Origin of the sequence: Nocardioides zeae (assembly GCF_010686755.1) — a bacterium.
Taxonomy (GTDB): Bacteria; Actinomycetota; Actinomycetes; order Propionibacteriales; family Nocardioidaceae; genus Nocardioides; species Nocardioides zeae.
Genome location: NZ_JAAGXA010000022.1, coordinates 1 through 17,506, shown reverse-complemented (window position 1 = coordinate 17,506; position 17,506 = coordinate 1). Strand labels below are relative to the sequence as shown.

The window sequence follows — 17,506 nt, the reverse complement described above, 5'->3', positions numbered from 1 at the left end:
CCTCTTGCGCGCGCGCCGAGTTGTCACGTACGCCGCGTGTCGAAACGCGGCGTACGTGACAACTCGGCGCATCACCCCACGTCGACCACCAGCCACCCGCCGTGGAGCTCGTGGACGTCGTGGGGGCGGCCGGTGGCGGCGCCCCAGGCGCGGAGGTCGTCCAGCGAGACCGTGCGCACGTGGCCCCACGTCTCCTCCGCGACCTCCTCCAGCGGCACCGCCACGACCACGCGCCGGCGGGCGAGCCGCAGCGCCTCGGCGAGGATCCGCTGGCCGTGGTCGGCGTCGACGTGCTCGAGCAGGTGCAGCACCAGCACCGTGTCGACGGACCCGTCCGCACCGGGGTGGTGGGCGGCGTCGGCGACCACCGTCTCCAGCCGTACGCCGCGGCGCCGCGCCACCTCGCCGAGGAGCCGCACCGTGCCGGGCGCGACGTCCGAGGCCGTCACGGTGCGCCCGGACGCGGCGAGCCGCAGCGGCAGGAACCCGAAGCAGCACCCGACCTCCAGCACCGACCCCGGGGCGAGGAGGCCCTCGGCGTGGGCGTACACCGGCGCGTACTCCGCGATCGTGCCGTGCCCCGAGCCCCCCGGCCCCGGCGGCACGTCCCGCAGGCGGTCGAGCTGCGCGAGGGTGTTGCCGTAGAAGAGGTCCCACGACGCCAGCGGATCGGGGTGCATCGACCGCACCACGCCGGTGAAGACGCGCTCGAAGAGCGCGACCCCGCGCAGCCAGCCCGGCCCGAAGAGCTCCGCCGCGACGAGACCCGCGACGTCGTCGTCGATCTCGTGGGGGCCGAGGACGTGGTCGACGCGCACCTGTCGACCGCCGCTCGCCGGGGTGAGGTCGAAGTGCGGCGTGCGGACGGTCGTCAGCCCCCGCCGCGACCGGCGCTCGCCCACGGCGCGCACCTCGACGACGTCGTCGCGGTAGAGCCCCGCGACCGACCAGCCGAAGGGGTCGAGCGGCGCCGGCGCGACGGCGGCGGTCGCCACCTGGGCGGTCATCGCGGACGCCCCGTCGGCAGCAGCTCGGTGACCTTCTCGAGGCCCGCGAGGTTGCGCACGACCTGCACCCGCGAGCAGTGCTCGGCGTAGGCCGGGAGGTCGCACCGCCCCAGCGCCCACGAGTACCGCGGCTCCGGCGTCAACCACACCGTCTCCCGCGCACGTCGGGCGAGCTCGGCGAAGGAACCCAGCCCGGGGTCGCGTCCGTTGCTGCGGCCGTCGCCGAGCACCACCAGCGTCGTACGGCGCGTGATCGCCCCACCGTGCGTCTCGAGGAACGAGTCGAACACGTTGCCGTAGTCGGAGTCGGCGTCGACGTCGAGCACGCCCCCGGCGGGCAGGCCGGAGAGCACCAGCGACAGCGCCTCCTCCGTGCGGTGCTCGGCGAACAGGTCGGTGGTCTCGACGATGTCGGCGACGAAGGCGAACGTGCGCACGGAGGCCGCCACCGCCTGCAGGCCGTGCACGAGGTGGAGCGTGAACCGGGCCGTGGACCGCACCGACAGGGAGACGTCGCACAGCACCATCAGCCGGGGGCGGTCCTCGACCTTGGCGACCGTCACGGGCCGGAACGGCACCCCGTCGTACTTCATGTTCGAGCGCATCGTGCGGCGTCCGTCGACGGTGCCGCGCGCGGAGGCGCGGCGGCGGGGGCGTGGCGCTCCGTGGAGCGAGCGCAGCAGGCGTCGCAGCGCCTCCTCGAGGGCCGCACGCTCGGCCTCGTCGACCGTCTCGGCCTGCCGGGCCTCGATCTCCTTGCCCTCGAGCTCGACGTCCATCGCCATGAGGGCCTCGAGGTGGTGCTTGAGCTTCTCGGGCAGGGCGGCCAGGAAGGGGGCCAGCGCCTCGCGGAGCGCCGCCAGCGTGGCGGCGTGCTCGGGGTCGTCGGGCTGCTCCCCCGCCTCGGCCTCCTCCAGCCAGGAGAGCAGGGTGAGCTCCTCGGCCACGCTGAGCTCGGTCTCCAGGTGGAGGCCCGGGCTGCTGGCCAGCTCCCCCGGGTTCCCGGGGTTGTGCAGCCGTTGGGTCGAGATCTGCACGCGGGCGGCCTCGCCGATGGTGCCCTGCTTCTCGTTGGACAGGATGATCTCGTCGGTCATCGAGGCCATGTCGATCTTGTTGGCCTCCTGGTGCAGGTTGTACTGCTGCGCCAGGTCCTCCGGCTTGAAGAACTCCTTGATGTCCTTCGGCTTGTCGTGCGAGTGCCCGTCCTGCGGCAGGTCCCCGGGGGCCTCGGACAGGGTGAACTGCTCGAGCGTCCCCGTGTCCTCGAGGTCGTCGTGGGCGTGGGAGTGCCCGTGCCCGTCCACCTCCTCGACGAGCGCGCGCAGGCCGAAGAAGCGGTCGAAGACCCGCTCGAAGGCGGGCAGGTCGCGCCGGTCCTTGACGAGGCACACGGCGAGGGCCGAGCGCAGCACCTCGCGGTCGTCGAGCACGCCGGGCGTGCTCACCGCGTGCATCGCGTCGATCGCCTCGGCGGTGCTGACCCGCACCCCGGACAGGCGCAGGAACCGGATGAAGCGGTGCAGGGCGCCTTCCATCGCGCTCCCCTCCCTCTCGAGCCTCCGACCGGCCTCCCGGCCGGCCCCTCACCAGCGCCGTACGCCGCGGGTCAGACCGGTCGCTTGCGGGAGCCCGCGGCGAACGAGCGCGCGCCCTGGCCGCTGGGGACCGACCGGCCGTTGACGGACGTCGTGCCCTGGGCGCCGTAGTAGCCCTCGTCGTGCCGGCCCGGCTGGTCCTTCGCCGCCCGCACGTCCTTGCCGCTCGGTCCGCCGGCGTCGGCGGCGTCACGGGCCGCCGTGGCCGCGGCCGGCTCGTCGTCGTGCCCGTGGCCGTGGCCGTGCCCGTGCCCGTGGCCGTGCCCGTGCAGGCTCTCGGGCACCGTCGTGTTGGGGTCGACGAGCCGCGGCACCTCCCGCAGCGCCCGCGCCAGGTCGCGCTCGTACTTGACGACCACGTTGAGCGTCGAGGACAGCACCTCGGCGGACAGCTCGGAGACCCCCAGCACGGCGAGCGTGCGGGCCCAGTCGATGGTCTCCGAGATGCTCGGGGCCTTGCGCAGGTCGAGCTCGCGGAGCTGGCGGACGACCTCGACGAGGCGGGTCGCCAGGGACGCCGACAGGCCGGTGTCCTTGCTGGCGATGATCTCGAGCTCGCGCTGCGCGTCGGGGTAGTCGAGGAACAGGTGCAGGCAGCGGCGCTTGAGGGCGGCCGACAGGTCCCGGGTGTTGTTGGAGGTCAGCACGACGTAGGGCTTGTGGGTCGCCACGACGGTGCCGATCTCGGGGATGGAGACCTGGTACTCGGCGAGCAGCTCGAGCAGTACCGCCTCCAGCGCCTCGTCGGCCCGGTCGACCTCGTCGATGAGCAGCACGACGGGCTGCGGCGACGTGATGGCCTCGAGCAGCGGACGGGGCGCGAGGAAGCGGTCGGAGAAGAACACCGAGTCCTGCGCCGCGATCCGCTCGACCGCCTCGGTCAGCGTCGACGTGTCCGCGACGACCTGGCCGATCTTCTCCCGCAGGATCTGCGTGTAGAGCAGCTGCTTGCCGTAGTCCCACTCGTAGAGGGCCTTCGTCTCGTCCTGGCCCTCGTAGCACTGCAGCCGCAGCAGCCGCCGGCCCGTGACCTCGGCGAGCGTCTGCGCCAGCTGGGTCTTGCCCACGCCCGCCGGTCCCTCGAGGAGCACCGGCTTGTCGAGGCGCGTCTGCAGGAAGACGGTCGTCGCGAGCCGGTCGTCGGCCAGGTAGCCGGCGTCGGCGAACCGCTCCTTGACGGCGGCGACGGAGTCGAGCTCGGGCTCCTCGACGGTCGGGGTCTCACGGTCGGTCGGCGTGGCGGTCATCGACGGCTCCTCGCTGAGCAGGGCTGGACGGGGGTTCGGGCTCGGGACGTCATGCGGACCGGTGGCCGGGGGCGACGGTCCGCATGACGTCCCGAGGGGGGTACGGCGCGGGGACCGCCGGTCAGGACAGGAGGTCGTCCAGGTCGCCCGTCATGCAGTGCTCGACGACGGGGCGCACGGTCTCGAACGTGCACTCCTTGGCGTTGCCCGGCGTGCAGGCGTCACCGAGCACGTGGTTCGTGATCCGGTCGACGTCGTCGGCGTCGCCCTTGATGACGGGCGCGTTCTCGTAGAACTTCGTCGGGCCGGTGCCGAGGCGGTTCTTCGAGTACGAGTCGGCCGTGACGTCGACGAACCGCTCGGGGATGCCCACGTCGCGGAGCAGGCGGATCGCGGCGGCGAGCGCGGCGTCCGCGGCCTGCGGCTTGGTCATGCCGTGGGTGTCGATGCCCATGGCCTCCGCGATGTCCGCGAAGCGCCCGTAGACCGCGGGCATGTTGAAGGCCCACACGCGCGGGAGCGCGATCGCGTTGTTGAGGCCGTGGTGGGTGTCGTAGAACGCCGACACCGCGTGGCTGATCGAGTGGATGATGCCGAGGCCGCCGGAGTTGAACGCCTGGGCGGCGATGTACTGGGCGTACATCATGCCCTCGCGACCCTTGAGGTCCTGGCCGTTCCAGGTGGCCTCGCGGAGGTTCTCGGCGGTCAGCTTGATGGCGCGGATCGCGTTGCCGAGGCTGGGCTCGAAGTTGAGGCGGGAGACGTACGGCTCGGAGGCGTGCGCGAGCACGTCGAACCCGCACTGGGCCGTGTAGTCCACCGGGCAGTCGAAGTAGAGCACCGGGTCGTCGATGGCCAGGGTCGCCACGGAGGCGTCGTCGAACGCGACGTACTTGTGCGGGTTGTCGGGGTCCGTCGTCGTGTCGGTGATGACGTAGGCCCACGACGTCTCCGAGCCGGTGCCGGCCGTGGTGGAGACCGCGATGTGCGGCGGGTTCTTCGGGTTCTCGGACATGTTGAAGCCCTCGAACTCGTTCACGTTGCGGCCGTCGTGGGCGACCGAGACGCGGGCGCCCTTGCAGGCGTCGTGGGAGGAGCCGCCACCGATGGAGACGAACGAGTCGCACTCGTTCTCCTGGTAGAGCGCCACGGAGTCCATGACGTTGTAGTCCTTGGGGTTGGACTCGACCTTGTCGTACACGACGACCTCGAGGCCGTGGTACTTCATCGACTCCACGATCTTGTGCACGATGTCCGTGCCCCGCAGGCCCGACGTCATGACGAGGGTCTTGCGGAAGCCCAGCTTGAGGGCCTCCGGGCCGATCATCTCGTGGGCTCCCGGGCCCATGAGGGCACGCGGGAACGGGTGGAACTCCTTGATCGGGAACGGCTTGAGCAGCTCGTCGACCTGCATGGCAGACCTCCTGTGGGACGGGGATGTGGCGCTCGTCACGAGACGCTAGGTCCGTCGGTGAGGGGTCGAACAGACGAGGATCCGGATCCCGCCAGCCAGGTCAGGAGCCCGTCCCGGCCGTTCGGAGAGGTGCCCTGGCGGGTCGGCGTGGGAGGCCGTGGCGGTCGGTCAGCGCGGCGGTGCCGCGGCGCTCGGCCCGGCGGAGAGCCGCCCCGTGAGGGCGTGCGCCTCGCGCAGCAGCAGCGCACCCAGCTCGGCGCGCCGGGGCTGGGCGAAGCGGGACTCGATCCCCGTCAGGGTCAGCGCCCAGGAGGGCCGGCCGGCGCGGTCGAAGACGGCGGCGGCCAGCCCCCAGCTGCCCTCGACGTTGAGGCCCGGGTTGGTCGCGTAGCCGTCGGTGCGCGTCGTCGCGATGCGCTGCCGCAGCGGCTCCGTGGCGTGCGGGCGGCCGTAGGACGGCACGAGGTCCACCCGCGCCAGGTAGTCCTCCACCTCGCGGTCGGGCAGGTGGGCGAGCAGCGCCAGGCCGGCGGAGACGACGCCCAGGGGGAAGCGGGACCCCTCGGTGAGCACGTGCGAGCGGATGGGGAAGTCGCCGTCCTCGCGCAGCAGGCACACCGTGTCCTCGCCCCGGCGCACGGAGAAGAAGGCGCTCTCCCCCGTCAGCTCGGCCAGCCGACGGACCGTCGGGTGCGCGACCTGCGCGACGTCGTACCGGCGCGCCGCCGCCGCTCCGAGCACGAACAGCTCGGGGCCGAGGTGCCACCGGCCGGTCTCCTGCACGCGGTCGACGAGGCCCTCGTCGAGCAGGGCGGTGAGCACGCGGTGGACGGTCGGGCGGGGCAGGTCCACCGCCCGGGCGACGTCCGCCGTGCGCGCACCCTCCGTGTCCAGCTCGGCCAGCGCGCGCAGCACCCCGGCCGCGCGCCCGACCATCCCGACCGTCTCGCTCACGGGGGCCAGCCTAGCCCGGCGTTCGGTGAGTGAACGGCGCGTCCGACCTCTGGTCGCGCTGCGAGCAGTCCGCGACGGGGCGTTGACCGTGCCTCACCGAACCGGTTGTCTCGACGGCGGACAGACCACCAGCAGAGGGAGATCGAGCGTGGACAAGGTCGTGGCGTCGGCCGCGGAGGCCGTCGCGGACATCGGGTCGGGATCGCGGATCGCGGTGGGGGGATTCGGCCTCTCGGGCATCCCGTCCGTGCTCCTGGCGGCGCTGCTCGACCAGGGAGCGGACGAGCTCGAGGCGTTCTCCAACAACGCGGGCGTCGACGGCGCCGGCCTCGGCATGCTGCTCGGTGCCGGCCGCCTGCGCCGGATGGTCGCGTCCTACGTCGGGGAGAACAAGGAGTTCGCGCGGCAGTACCTCTCGGGCGAGCTCGAGGTCGAGCTCACCCCGCAGGGCACGCTCGCCGAGCGCATGCGCGCCGGCGGCTCCGGCATCCCCGCCTTCTTCACCGCGACCGGCGTCGGCACCCAGGTCGCCGACGGCGGCCTGCCCTGGCGGTACGACGCGGAGGGCAACGTCGTGAAGGCCTCCCCCGCGAAGCAGACCCAGGTGTTCGAGACGGCCGAGGGCCCGAAGGAGTTCGTGCTCGAGGAGGCGATCGTCGCGGACTTCGCCCTCGTGCGCGCCCACCGCGCCGACCGGCACGGCAACCTCGTCTTCCGGCGGGCGGCCCGCAACTTCAACCCCCTCGCCGCCATGTGCGGCCGCACCACCATCGTCGAGGTCGAGGAGCTCGTCGAGCCCGGCGAGATCGACCCGGACCACGTCCACCTGCCGGGTGTCTTCGTGCACCGCGTCGTACCCCTCACCCCCGAGCAGGCCGCCGACAAGCGCATCGAGAAGCGCACCGTGCGTCCCGCGTCCCCGACCGCCACGACCAGCGAGCAGGAGGCCTGAGATGCCCTGGAGCCACGACGAGATGGCCGCGCGCGCCGCGGCGGAGCTGGGCGACGGGTCCTACGTCAACCTCGGGATCGGGCTGCCGACGCGGGTGCCGAACTTCGTGCCCGACGACGTCGAGCTGGTGCTGCAGTCGGAGAACGGGATCCTCGGCGTGGGCGCCTACCCCGTGGAGGGCGAGGAGGACCCCGACCTCATCAACGCGGGCAAGGAGACGGTGACCGTGCGCCGCGGTGCGTCCTACTTCGACTCGGCGACCAGCTTCGGGATGATCCGCGGAGGGAAGGTCGACGCCGCGATCCTGGGCGCCATGCAGGTCTCGGCGACGGGCGACATCGCCAACTGGATGATCCCCGGGAAGATGGTCAAGGGCATGGGCGGGGCGATGGACCTCGTCCACGGCGCCGACAAGGTCGTGGTGCTCATGGAGCACGTGGCGCGCGACGGCTCCTACAAGATCGTCGACGAGTGCTCGCTGCCCTACACGGGCCGGGGCGTCGTGCAGCGGATCATCACGGACCTGGGCGTCATCGACGTGACGCCCGACGGGCTCCGGCTCGTCGAGCTGGCTCCCGGCGTGACCGAGGACGAGATCCGTGCGGCGACCGAGCCGCCGCTGCTGACCTGAGCCGCCGGCCCGCGGGTACCTCTAGGGACGCCGACGTAGCGTCGTCGGCACACCTACCGAGGAGGTCCAGATGGGTCCACGGCGATGGATCGTCGCGGCAGTGATCGTGCTCGTGGTGGTGGTCGGCGGCACGCTGCTGATCATCGGCCTGACCACGGCGGACGAGGCCGAGGGCTCGGCGCCGGCCACGCCGACGGAGCTGCACGGGGCAGGTCGGGTCGCCCTCCCGGGGGCGAGCGCCGCGTGAGCGCCGTCGACGACGAGCGCTGGCTCGTCGTCGACGGGCGCCGCTGGCGGCGCACGGACCCCTCCCTCCCCGAGGACCTGCGCGCTGCGCTGACCTCCCACCTCGGCCGCGCCCGCTCGGCGGTGGGCGCCGCGGGCCGTCGGCACGACGACGACGCCGTCGCGGCCGCCCGCCGGCGGGTCGGGCTCGCCAAGCACGGGCTCGGCGAGCGCGGTCCGCGGTGGTGGGACCGCCCCGAGGCCGAGCGCCTGGCCGACGCCCGGCGGGCCCTCGACGAGCTCGACGCGCTGGCCCCGCCCGACGCCCCCGCGTCCCCCCGCTGACCGATCGGACCCGACCTTGGCCGCCGTGGGAGGATCTGCTGACGGCGCCGCGACACCTGGTCGCGACCCTCGGCAGATCGGAGCCCGGTTGAACCGAGTCCCGGTCGACCCCGAACGCCCTGCGCCGGCGTCCCGCAGCCCGTTCCGCGGACCCGAGGTCGCATCACCCCGGGTCGAGCGCGCGCGCAGCCTGTCGGCCCGCACCAACGGGCTCCCGTCCCTCAACCGCCTGGCCGAGCTCGCCGCGCAGCTCCTCGGCACCGGGTCCGGCCAGGTCTCCGTCATCGCCGATCGGCAGCGGGTGATGGGCGGCTCCGGGCTCGCCGCGTCAACGGTCGGCGCCGAGTCGGACGCCTCCGAGTCGCTGTGCCTGCTCCCCGTGGAGACCGGGGAGCCCGTCGCGATCCCCGACACCCGGGACGACGCCCGCTCCGCCGGCCTGCCCCCGGTCGTCGCGGGCGCGGCGGCGTCGTACCTGGGGGTGCCCCTGCGCTCCGGCGGCCACGTCGTGGGGTCCCTGTGCGTGTTCGACACCGCCGCGCGCAGCTGGACGGCCGACGACGTGCGCCTGCTCGAGCAGCTGGCGGAGCCGGCGCTCGCCGAGCTCGAGCTCGCGGCGCTCGAGTCGACCTACGAGGAGGACCGGGTCGTCTGGCAGCTCGCCGTCGACGCCGCCGGGGTGGGGGCCTTCGACTGGGACCTCGCCACGGGTCAGCTGCGCTGGGACGAGCGGCTGCTCGAGGTCTTCGGCACCGACCGCGCCTCCTTCGGCGGCACCATCGACGCGTTCAACGCGCTGGTCCACCCCGGCGACCGCGACCGCGTCGGGGCCGCCCTCGACCGGGCGATCGCGACCTGCGGCGGGTACGCCGCGGAGTACCGCGTGACGCGGCCCGACGGCACGCTGCGGTGGGTGGCCGCCCGCGGGCACGCCATCGCGGGTGCGGACGGCACCGCCGTGCGGGTGGTCGGCGCCGCCTACGACACGACGGCCGTGCGCGAGGGCGAGGCCCGGGTGGCCCGCACCCTCGAGGCGATGCCGACGGCGTTCTACCACCTCGACCGCGACTGGCGGTTCACCTACGCGAACCCCGAGGCCCGGCGCCTGCTGGGCGGCATCAGCAGCGACCCGGTCGGCCACGTCGTGTGGGAGCTCTTCCCTGCGACGGTCGGGTCCGACTTCGAGCGCTACTACCGCGGCGCCGTGGAGAGCGGTCGGCCGCGGTCGTTCGAGGCCTACTACCCGCCGCCGCTCGACGGCTGGTTCGAGGTGCGCTGCTGGCCGACGCCCGACGGGCTGTCCGTCTACTTCATCGAGGTCACCGAGCGTCGCGTGGCGCAGGACGTGCTCGCCCGCGCGGCCGGTCGGGCGGAGCTGCTCGCCGACGTCACCCGCACGCTGACCGACACGCTCGAGGCCGACGAGGCGGTCGAGCGGCTCGCCCAGATCCTCGTGCCCCGGCTCGGTGACTGGTGCGTCGTCACCCAGGTCGACGGGCGCCTCACCGACGAGCCCCTCGTCGACCGCACCTGGCGGCGCCGGCTCCGGGACGTCGGCTGGTGGCACGTCGACCCCGCGAAGCGCTCCCTCGTCGAGCAGTACGCCCAGGTGCGCATCCCGGCCCTCACCAACGGCTCGATGGTCGCGCGCGCCCTCGCGGGCCGCGAGTCGGTCGTCGTGCAGGAGGGCGCCACGGAGCACATCCTCGGCGTCCTCGAGCCCGGTCCGGCCACGGAGGCCTGCCGCGAGCTCGGGCCTGCCGCCGCGGTCGTGGTCCCGCTCCCCGGCCGCGGGCGCACCGCGGGGCTCCTCACCGTCTTCCGCGGTCCCGACCGTCCGAGCTTCGCCCCCGAGGACCTCGTGATGCTGAGCGAGGTCGCCGACCGCGCCGGGCTCGCCCTCGACAACGCCACGCTCTACGCGGGCCAGCGCGACATCGCGGAGGGCCTGCAGCGCAGCCTCCTCACCGCACCGCCCCGCATCGAGCACCTCGACGTCGTGGTGCGCTACGAACCGGCCGCGGAGGCGGCCCAGGTGGGCGGCGACTGGTACGACGCGTTCCAGCAGCCGGCCGCCGACTCCCTGACGCTGGTGATCGGCGACGTCATCGGCCACGACGCCCGGGCCGCGGCGGCCATGGGCCAGGTCCGCACGCTGCTCCGCGGGATCGCCGTCACGACCGAGGGCGGACCCGCGGAGGTGCTGCACCGGGTGGACGCCGCCCTCGCCACCCTGCGGGTCGACACGATGGCGACCGCGGTCATGGCGCGGCTCGAGCAGGCTCCCGAGCAGCGTGCGGCCGGCAGCGCGACCCTGCGCTGGAGCAGCGCCGGCCACCCGCCGCCGGTGGTGGTGGTCGACGGCGTCGCCCGGGCCCTGTGGTGCGGTGACCCGAACCCGATGCTGGGGCTCCTCACGGAGGCCTCCGTCGCGTCCTCGCGCAGCGAGTCCTCCGTGGAGCTGCCGCCGGGCTCCCTCCTGCTGCTCTACACCGACGGGCTCGTCGAGCGACGCGGCGAGGTGCTCGACACCGGTCTCGACCGCCTCTGCACGGCACTGGCGGAGCTGCTGGCCGAGGACCCGACCACCGAGGAGCTCTGCGACCGCCTGATGGCGCGGATGCTGCCCGGCTGGACCGAGGACGACATCGCCCTCGTCGCCGTGCGCCTGCGCGGCTGACGGCTGGCCCGCCGCCCGCCCGCCACCCGCGCCGCCACCTGCCTGCCACGATGGGCGCATGGACAGCGAGACGCGCCGCTACCGCACCGGCGACCGCGAGGTCGTCCTCGACCTGACCGACGACTGCCGCTCCTGGGTCACGAGCCGGGGCGACGGGCTCCTCCACGTCTTCGTGCCCCACGCGACGGCAGGCATCGCGATCCTCGAGACGGGCGCCGGCAGCGACGACGACCTCCTCGCGGCGCTCGGGGACCTGCTGCCGGCCGACGACCGCTGGCGCCACCGGCACGGGAGCCGCGGCCACGGGCGCTCGCACGTGATGCCGGCCCTCGTGCCGCCGTACGCCACGGTGCCGGTCCTCGGCGGGCGCCTCGCGCTCGGGACGTGGCAGAGCATCTGCCTCGTCGACCTCAACGTCGACAACGCCGAGCGCGACGTGCAGCTGAGCTTCCTGCGGGGCTGAGGGCTCAGGCGGGGCGCGGGGGGCCGGCGGGACCGATCGGCACCACCGCGCGCACGGTCGTGCCGGCGCCGGTCGTCTCGACGGTCCAGGCCCGGCTCAGCCCGTCGACGATGTGGAGGCCCCGCCCCCGGTCGGCCATCGGGTCGGCCGGACGCAGTCGGCGCTCCCGCCACGCCTCGGCGGCGCTCCCCGGGGGACCACCGGCGGGGAGCCCGCCGTCGGTGACGGCCAGGTGCACGAGGTCGCCGTGGACCTCCCAGCAGACGCCCAGGGACCCGTCGGGTCGGGGCGCGCCGTGCTCGACGCCGTTCTGCAGGAGCTCGTAGAGCACCAGGGCGGCGTCCTCCGCGACATCGAGGGAGGTGCCGCGGGCCAGCAGCGCGGCGAGGAACCGGTGGCGGGTGTCGGTGGCCGACGGCTGGTCGAAACCGATCGCCCCGTCGAAGTCCACCGCACGATCGTGGCACGGGGCCGGTGAGGTCCCCACGACCTCAGTCGTCGAGCGCGTCGAGCCCGCCGAGGAACCCCAGCACGCGCTCGAGCAGCAGGGCGGCGGCCGCCGCGTCGTACGACGGGAGCGTGGGGTCGGCGAAGAGGTGGGCGTCGCCCGGGTAGAGGAACAGCTCGCCCCCCGGTTCCTGCTCCGTGAGGGCCCGGGCGACGTCGAGGTCGCCCTCGCCCGCGAAGAACGGGTCGTCGCTCATGCCGTGCACCTGGACGGGCAGCCCCTCGGGCCAGCCGGGGCCGAACTCGCTGGGCGGCACGCACGCCTCCATCAGCACGGCCCCGCGAGCGCCGGCGCGGCCCTGCGCGAGCATCTGGGCCGGCAGCACACCGAGCGAGAACCCCGCGTAGACGACCTCCTCCGGCAACGCCTCGACCGCGGCGGCGCCCCGCTGCAGCAGCGCCGGGAAGCCGATCTCCCCGACGTGGCCGACGCCGGTGACCAGGTCGTCGAACGTGCGGCCGTCGAAGAGGTCGGGGGTGTGCACCTCGTGCCCGCCGTCGCGCAGGAGTCCGGCGAAGGCGCGCACCCCCTCGGTCAGGCCCTGCGCGTGGTGGAAGAGCACGACGGTGGCCATGCGGGTCTCCTTCGGGGTCGGGTCGCTCCGACCACCCTAGGGCCGGGCCTCCTGCGGTGGCACGAGCAACGCCTCGGCGACGTCCCGCAGCTTGCGGTTGCCGTGCTGGGACGTGCGCACGAGGTAGTCGAACGCCCGCTCCCCGTCGAGCCCGAACCGCTCCATCACCACGCCGACCGCCATCCCGATCCGCTCCCGGGACTCGAGGGCGGTGTGCAGGTGCGCGCGCTCGCGCACGCCGCCGAGAGCGGTGGCGGCCGCCGCCGCGAGCAGCTCGGCCAGCTCGAGGCTCTCGCCGTCGATCTCGTCCGTCTCCAGGGCGTAGAGGTTGAGGGCGCCGAGCGTGCGGTCGTGGTCGCGCACGAGGTCGTCGGTGGCCGCCACCGTCTCGAGGCTCCCGTCGCGTCCCGCCAGCGAGACGCTGACGTGGTCGACGTCGTCGAGGGAGAGCCGCGCGACCTCGACGAGGGTCGCGAGCGTGGCGGCGAGGTCCGTGGGACGGTGCAGGGCACGGATCGCCCGGGCGGCGGCGAGGGAGGAGCGGGACGCGTCCATGGCGGTCCGGTACCCCGCCCTCCGGCGGCGCACCCGACCGGGCGTCAGAGCCCGAGGGCTCCCCGCATCCCGGCGCTCTGCTCGACGGCCCACGGACTGAGCGCCCACGGCGTGCGCTCGGCCAGGTCGAGCAGGGCGCGAGGGTCGGTCCACGCGTGCTCGGCGACCTCGTCCGGGTGGGGGGACGGCTCGTCGTCGGTGCGGGCGAGCCAGACGGGGCAGATCTCGTTCTCGACGACGCCGCTGGCGTCCACGGCCCGGTAGCGGAAGTCCGGGAGGGCGAGCCGCAGGTCGGTGACCCGCAGGCCGAGCTCGTGCGCGGCGTACCGCTCGACGGCCGCCACCGAGTCCTCCCCCGGCCGCGGGTGTCCGCAGAACGTGTTCGTCCAGACACCGGGCCACGTGCGCTTCGCCAGGGCGCGGCGCGTGACGAGCAACCGGCCGTCCGGTCCGAGCACCCAGCAGGAGAACGCGAGGTGGAGCGGCGTGTCCGTGGTGTGCACCCCGCCGCGCGGAGCCGTGCCGCACGGCTCGCCGCGCTCGTCGAGCAGCACGACGAGGTCCTCGGTCACGACGGTCATCGGGGGCTCCTCGGTCGGGGCGGCCAGCGGACGGCGGCGGACGCTCCGCCGTCTCCCATCGTGCCGGGCGGGCGTTCGGGCACACCGACCGGGGCGGTCGTGCCGGGCTGGCACCGGGCTGGCACCGGGCTGGCACGTGCTGGCACGTGCTGGCACGGCCCGGGACGGGTACCGGCCCGGCGTCCTCCGTTGCACCTCCCCCGTACGTTCTCCCCAGACGGAGGGCGAGCGCCCGACGGCCACCACCCACGCGCTGCCCGCGGCGTCCCCCCGAGGAGTCGACCATGAACCTCTGGTTGCACGGCCCGTCCCGGCCGCCGGCCGCTGCGCGCCCCCGGCCGCACCAGCAGTACGACGACGTCGCCGAGGCCAGCGCCTCGCTCGTCATCCGGGCGTACTCCTCGTCGTTCGGTCTCGCCTCCCGGCTCCTCGGCGGGCAGGTGCGGGCCGACGTGCGCAACGTGTACGCGCTCGTGCGCGTGGCCGACGAGATCGTCGATGCGCCTCGTCCCGAGGACGACGACGCCGAGCGCCGCGCCACCCTCGACGCGCTGGAGCAGGCGACGGGCACCGCCCTGCGCACGGGCTCCAGCAGCAACCTCGTGGTGCACGCGTTCGCCCGCACGGCCCGCCGCTGCGGCATCGACGAGTCCCTCGTCGCCCCCTTCTTCGCCTCGATGCGCACCGACCTCGACCGCACCGAGCACGACGAGGCCAGCCTCGCGACGTACGTCTACGGGTCGGCCGAGGTCGTCGGGCTCATGTGCCTGCGGGCGTTCCTCGCCGACGAGCCGCAGCGCGACGGCCAGTACGACGCCCTCGGCCCCGGCGCGCAACGCCTGGGCGCGGCCTTCCAGAAGGTCAACTTCCTCCGCGACCTCGGGGAGGACGGCGACGACCTCGGGCGGCGCTACCTCGTGGGGCTGGACCCGGCCGATCCCGACGAGGCGGCCTGGCGGCGCTGGCTCGACGACGTCGACGCCGACCTCGCGGCCGCTGCCACCGTCGTGCCGGCTCTGCCGCGCAGCAGCCGGGTGGCGGTCTGCACCGCCCACGACCTGTTCTCCGAGCTGGCGCTCCGCCTGCGCCGTACGTCGCCGGTCGAGGCCCGCGACCGGCGCGTCCGCGTGCCGGGCGCCGTGAAGGCCCGGTTGGCGGCCGGTGCGCTCCTGCGCGACGGCCTCCCCCGCACCGCCGCGCCCGTCCGTCGTGCGGGAGCCGCCGCGTGAGCGCCCCGCTGCGCCGCGTCGTCGTCGTGGGCGGCGGGGTCGCCGGCCTCGCGACCGCGGCGCTGCTCGCCGCCGATGGCCACGACGTCGAGCTGTTCGAGAAGAACGACGCCCTGGGCGGGCGCGCCGGGTCGTGGGAGCAGGACGGCTTCCGGTTCGACACGGGCCCGTCGTGGTGGCTCATGCCCGAGGTGTTCGACCACTTCTTCCGCCTGCTCGGCACGACCACCGAGGAGCAGGTGGAGCTCGTGCGCCTCGACCCGGGCTACCGCGTGTTCTTCGAGGGCGTGCCCGGCAGCATCGACGTCGCCGCCGACGAGCAGGGCAACCGTGCGCTCTTCGAGAGCATCGAGCCGGGCGCCGGCGACCGGCTGGGAGACTACCTGCGCTCCGCCCGGCAGGCCTACGACCTCGCGGTCGACCGGTTCCTCTACACCAGCTTCGAGACGCCGGCCGCCTTCCTGGGCCGTCGCGTGCTCGCCCACGGCCCTCGGCTCGCGGGCCTGCTGGCCCGCAGCCTGGAGTCGTACGTCGCGGCGCGGTTCTCCGACCGGCGCCTGCGGCAGGTGCTGGGCTACCCCGCCGTGTTCCTGGGCTCCTCGCCGGACCGCACGCCGGCGATGTACCACCTCATGAGCTGGCTCGACCTCGCCGACGGCGTGCGCTACCCGGCGGGCGGGTTCACCCGCCTCGTCGAGGCGCTCGCCGACCTCGCCCGGCAGCGCGGCGCCCGGCTCCACACGGGCAGCGCGGTCACCGAGGTGCTGACGTGCCGCCGCACCAGCGGACGGGGCGACCGGCGCCGGGCGCGCGTGACCGGCGTCCGGGTCGTCGACCCCGACGGCACGACGCGCGACGTGCCCGCCGACGTCGTGGTCGGCGCGGCCGACCTCCACCACGTCGAGACCCGGCTGCTGCCGGAGGACCTGCAGACCTACCCGCAGCGGTGGTGGGACAAGGCCGTGTCCGGACCCGGCGCCGTGCTGGTGCAGCTCGGGGTCACGGGCCACCTGCCGCAGCTCGAGCACCACTCGCTCTTCTTCACCGAGGACTGGCACGCCAACTTCGACGCCATCTTCGGCACGCCCACGCGGGTGCCCGACCCGGCGTCGATCTACGTGTGCAAGCCGTCGGCCACCGACGACACCGTGGCGCCGGCCGACCACGAGAACCTCTTCGTGCTCGTGCCCGTGCCGCCCGACCCGGACATCGGGCGGGGCGGGGTCGACGGGGCCGGCGACCCGCTCGTCGAGGCGATCGCCGACCGCGCGATCGACCTCGTCGCGCGCTGGGCGGACGTGCCCGACCTCGCCGACCGCGTCGTCGTGCGCCGCACCGTCGGTCCCGCCGACTTCGTGGCCGACGTCAACGCGTGGTGCGGCGGCGCGCTCGGGCCGGCCCACGTGCTCAAGCAGAGCGCGTTCTTCCGGGCGGGCAACGTGTCGACGAAGGTGCGCGACCTCTACTACGCGGGCGCCAGCACCGTCCCCGGCATCGGTCTGCCGATGTGCCTCATCAGCGCCGAGCTCGTGCGCAAGCGCCTCGCGGGCGACACGTCGGTCGGGCCCTCCACCGAGCCTCCTGCGGGGCACGTCCCCGGCGCCGTGCCCGACGGGACGGTGGACGCGGCCGCAGGCGTGGCGTGAGCCGCGGGCGCCGGTCCTCCCAGGACGAGGAGTCGTTCGACCACTGGTCGCGGCTCCACGGCGGCCTCGACCCGCGGGACTCGGCCTGGGTGCGGGGCTGGGTGCGGTTGACGCACGCCGGCGCCCGCCCGCTGGCGCGGTGGGGCGTGCACCCCGACGCCGTGACCCTGGCGGCCGCGCTGATCACCGCGACGGTCCCGCTGCTCGCCGCGCTGGGCGGCGCATGGCCCCTGGTCGCGGTCGTGCCGATGGTCGTCGCCGCCGTGCTCGACGGCGTCGACGGTGCCCTCGCCGCACGCACCGGCACCGACTCGGCGTGGGGGCGCGTGCTCGACGGCGCCGCGGACCGCTGCGCCGACCTGCTCCTGCTGCTGACGCTCGTCGTGCTCGGCGCGCCGTGGTGGGCCGTCGCCCCCGTCGCCGCCGCCACGCTGCTGCTCGAGCAGGTCCGGGCGCTCGGCCAGGCCGCCGGGATGACCGGTCCCGGGGCGGTGACCGTCTGGGAACGTCCCTCCCGGGTCATCGTCGTGGCGTTCACCGCGGCCTCGTGCGCCGCCGCAGGGGCGGTGCGGTCGGCGGGCGTCAGCCTGCTCCCGTCGGTCGACGGCCCCGCGCTGGCGACGACCGGCACCGCGATCGGCGGCGCGCTGGCGCTCGTGGGCCTCGCGCACGTCACCCGCGCCGTACGGCGTGCCCTGCCCCGGGCGGTCGGCGGCGGCACTTTCCCCGGTCGACCGGGGAACACGCCGCTTTGACCATCAATGTTGATGGGCGGTGTCCATCGGTCTAAGCAACGGTCATGCTGCTGCCGGGTTGGCGAGCAGCTCGGCCAGCGCTTGGGCTGGTGTCCGTAGGTCGAGGGTAGGTCGTGGGCGTTGGTTGAGGGTTGCGGCGATC

The 17,506-nt window shown here is 74.5% G+C and carries 17 protein-coding genes and 1 pseudogene; 9 read left to right on the top strand and 9 right to left on the bottom strand.

Annotation, left to right across the window (positions count from 1 at the left end):
* Nucleotides 1-71: 71 nt before the first annotated feature.
* The 5 genes from mftM to G3T38_RS19865 form a co-directional block, all read right to left on the bottom strand.
* On the bottom strand, nucleotides 72-1,007 hold the full coding sequence (gene mftM / locus G3T38_RS19885; RefSeq protein WP_163774472.1) for a mycofactocin oligosaccharide methyltransferase MftM: 936 nt from the start codon (nucleotides 1,005-1,007) through the stop codon (nucleotides 72-74).
* Nucleotides 1,004-2,545, bottom strand: a complete 1,542-nt coding sequence (locus tag G3T38_RS19880) for a VWA domain-containing protein (RefSeq protein ID WP_163774470.1) — start codon at nucleotides 2,543-2,545, stop codon at nucleotides 1,004-1,006. The genes mftM and G3T38_RS19880 overlap by 4 nt, the downstream gene beginning before the upstream one ends.
* Before the next feature lie 71 nt (nucleotides 2,546-2,616).
* Nucleotides 2,617-3,852: an AAA family ATPase gene (locus G3T38_RS19875; RefSeq protein ID WP_163774468.1), complete on the bottom strand. Its 1,236-nt coding sequence runs from the start codon at nucleotides 3,850-3,852 to the stop codon at nucleotides 2,617-2,619.
* A 121-nt stretch (nucleotides 3,853-3,973) separates the two neighbouring features.
* A complete protein-coding gene (gene mdo, locus G3T38_RS19870; RefSeq protein ID WP_163774466.1) occupies nucleotides 3,974-5,266 on the bottom strand; it encodes an NDMA-dependent methanol dehydrogenase in 1,293 nt (430 codons plus the stop codon).
* 168 nt (nucleotides 5,267-5,434) lie between these two features.
* Complete coding sequence (locus tag G3T38_RS19865) at nucleotides 5,435-6,220, bottom strand: IclR family transcriptional regulator (protein ID WP_338037779.1); 786 nt, start codon at nucleotides 6,218-6,220, stop codon at nucleotides 5,435-5,437.
* A gap of 148 nt (nucleotides 6,221-6,368) precedes the next feature.
* On the opposite strand from G3T38_RS19865, the gene G3T38_RS19860 reads away from it, so the two are divergent.
* The 6 genes from G3T38_RS19860 (at nucleotide 6,369) to G3T38_RS19835 (ending at nucleotide 11,516) form a co-directional block, all read left to right on the top strand.
* Nucleotides 6,369-7,172 (top strand): 3-oxoacid CoA-transferase subunit A, encoded by an 804-nt coding sequence (locus tag G3T38_RS19860; RefSeq protein ID WP_163774458.1) that lies wholly within the window; start codon nucleotides 6,369-6,371, stop codon nucleotides 7,170-7,172.
* A 1-nt stretch (nucleotide 7,173) separates the two neighbouring features.
* The gene (locus G3T38_RS19855; protein ID WP_163774456.1) at nucleotides 7,174-7,803 is read left to right on the top strand and encodes a 3-oxoacid CoA-transferase subunit B; all 630 of its coding nucleotides are present in this window, start codon (nucleotides 7,174-7,176) and stop codon (nucleotides 7,801-7,803) included.
* A gap of 70 nt (nucleotides 7,804-7,873) precedes the next feature.
* Complete coding sequence (locus tag G3T38_RS19850) at nucleotides 7,874-8,050, top strand: hypothetical protein (protein WP_163774454.1); 177 nt, start codon at nucleotides 7,874-7,876, stop codon at nucleotides 8,048-8,050.
* The gene (locus tag G3T38_RS19845; protein ID WP_163774452.1) at nucleotides 8,047-8,373 is read left to right on the top strand and encodes a biopolymer transporter Tol; all 327 of its coding nucleotides are present in this window, start codon (nucleotides 8,047-8,049) and stop codon (nucleotides 8,371-8,373) included. Before G3T38_RS19850 ends, G3T38_RS19845 begins: the two co-directional genes overlap by 4 nt.
* 88 nt (nucleotides 8,374-8,461) lie before the next feature.
* Nucleotides 8,462-11,053, top strand: coding sequence for a SpoIIE family protein phosphatase (locus tag G3T38_RS19840; RefSeq protein ID WP_163774450.1), 2,592 nt, complete (start codon nucleotides 8,462-8,464; stop codon nucleotides 11,051-11,053).
* A gap of 58 nt (nucleotides 11,054-11,111) precedes the next feature.
* On the top strand, nucleotides 11,112-11,516 hold the full coding sequence (locus G3T38_RS19835) for a YjbQ family protein (RefSeq protein WP_163774448.1): 405 nt from the start codon (nucleotides 11,112-11,114) through the stop codon (nucleotides 11,514-11,516).
* Between the two features lie 4 nt (nucleotides 11,517-11,520).
* On the opposite strand, the gene G3T38_RS19830 is transcribed toward G3T38_RS19835, so the two are convergent.
* The 4 genes and pseudogenes from G3T38_RS19830 to idi all read right to left on the bottom strand — a co-directional run bounded on the left by G3T38_RS19830 (nucleotide 11,521) and on the right by idi (nucleotide 13,734).
* Nucleotides 11,521-11,967 (bottom strand): ATP-binding protein, encoded by a 447-nt coding sequence (locus G3T38_RS19830; protein ID WP_163774446.1) that lies wholly within the window; start codon nucleotides 11,965-11,967, stop codon nucleotides 11,521-11,523.
* A gap of 40 nt (nucleotides 11,968-12,007) precedes the next feature.
* Nucleotides 12,008-12,604 (bottom strand): annotated as a pseudogene (locus tag G3T38_RS19825) (dienelactone hydrolase family protein); the annotation flags it as partial.
* A 30-nt stretch (nucleotides 12,605-12,634) separates the two neighbouring features.
* On the bottom strand, nucleotides 12,635-13,153 hold the full coding sequence (locus tag G3T38_RS19820) for an ANTAR domain-containing protein (RefSeq protein ID WP_163774442.1): 519 nt from the start codon (nucleotides 13,151-13,153) through the stop codon (nucleotides 12,635-12,637).
* A gap of 44 nt (nucleotides 13,154-13,197) precedes the next feature.
* On the bottom strand, nucleotides 13,198-13,734 hold the full coding sequence (gene idi / locus G3T38_RS19815) for an isopentenyl-diphosphate Delta-isomerase (RefSeq protein WP_163774439.1): 537 nt from the start codon (nucleotides 13,732-13,734) through the stop codon (nucleotides 13,198-13,200).
* 284 nt (nucleotides 13,735-14,018) lie between these two features.
* Between idi and G3T38_RS19810 the strand changes: the two genes are divergently transcribed.
* Genes G3T38_RS19810 through G3T38_RS19800 form a run of 3 tightly spaced genes read left to right on the top strand, consistent with a single transcriptional unit; the run spans nucleotide 14,019 to nucleotide 17,364 of the window.
* The gene (locus G3T38_RS19810) at nucleotides 14,019-14,963 is read left to right on the top strand and encodes a phytoene/squalene synthase family protein (RefSeq protein ID WP_163774437.1); all 945 of its coding nucleotides are present in this window, start codon (nucleotides 14,019-14,021) and stop codon (nucleotides 14,961-14,963) included.
* On the top strand, nucleotides 14,960-16,609 hold the full coding sequence (gene crtI, locus G3T38_RS19805) for a phytoene desaturase family protein (protein WP_163774434.1): 1,650 nt from the start codon (nucleotides 14,960-14,962) through the stop codon (nucleotides 16,607-16,609). The genes G3T38_RS19810 and crtI overlap by 4 nt, the downstream gene beginning before the upstream one ends.
* Nucleotides 16,606-17,364 carry a CDP-alcohol phosphatidyltransferase family protein gene (locus G3T38_RS19800; RefSeq protein ID WP_163774432.1) on the top strand — a complete coding sequence of 253 codons (759 nt, stop codon included), beginning with the start codon at nucleotides 16,606-16,608 and terminating at the stop codon, nucleotides 17,362-17,364. The genes crtI and G3T38_RS19800 overlap by 4 nt, the downstream gene beginning before the upstream one ends.
* Nucleotides 17,365-17,506 lie beyond the last annotated feature (142 nt).

Excerpts from the sequence above, each read along its gene's own strand:
- G3T38_RS19810 (WP_163774437.1), top strand. The coding sequence starts at position 14,019 with ATGAACCTCTGGTTGCACGGCCCGTCCCGGCCGCCGGCCGCTGCGCGC.
- G3T38_RS19880 (WP_163774470.1), bottom strand. The coding sequence starts at position 2,545 with ATGGAAGGCGCCCTGCACCGCTTCATCCGGTTCCTGCGCCTGTCCGGG.
- G3T38_RS19835 (WP_163774448.1), top strand. The coding sequence starts at position 11,112 with ATGGACAGCGAGACGCGCCGCTACCGCACCGGCGACCGCGAGGTCGTC.
- G3T38_RS19875 (WP_163774468.1), bottom strand. The coding sequence starts at position 3,852 with ATGACCGCCACGCCGACCGACCGTGAGACCCCGACCGTCGAGGAGCCC.
- mdo (WP_163774466.1), bottom strand. The coding sequence starts at position 5,266 with ATGCAGGTCGACGAGCTGCTCAAGCCGTTCCCGATCAAGGAGTTCCAC.
- G3T38_RS19820 (WP_163774442.1), bottom strand. The coding sequence starts at position 13,153 with ATGGACGCGTCCCGCTCCTCCCTCGCCGCCGCCCGGGCGATCCGTGCC.
- G3T38_RS19855 (WP_163774456.1), top strand. The coding sequence starts at position 7,174 with ATGCCCTGGAGCCACGACGAGATGGCCGCGCGCGCCGCGGCGGAGCTG.
- G3T38_RS19850 (WP_163774454.1), top strand. The coding sequence starts at position 7,874 with ATGGGTCCACGGCGATGGATCGTCGCGGCAGTGATCGTGCTCGTGGTG.
- idi (WP_163774439.1), bottom strand. The coding sequence starts at position 13,734 with ATGACCGTCGTGACCGAGGACCTCGTCGTGCTGCTCGACGAGCGCGGC.
- mftM (WP_163774472.1), bottom strand. The coding sequence starts at position 1,007 with ATGACCGCCCAGGTGGCGACCGCCGCCGTCGCGCCGGCGCCGCTCGAC.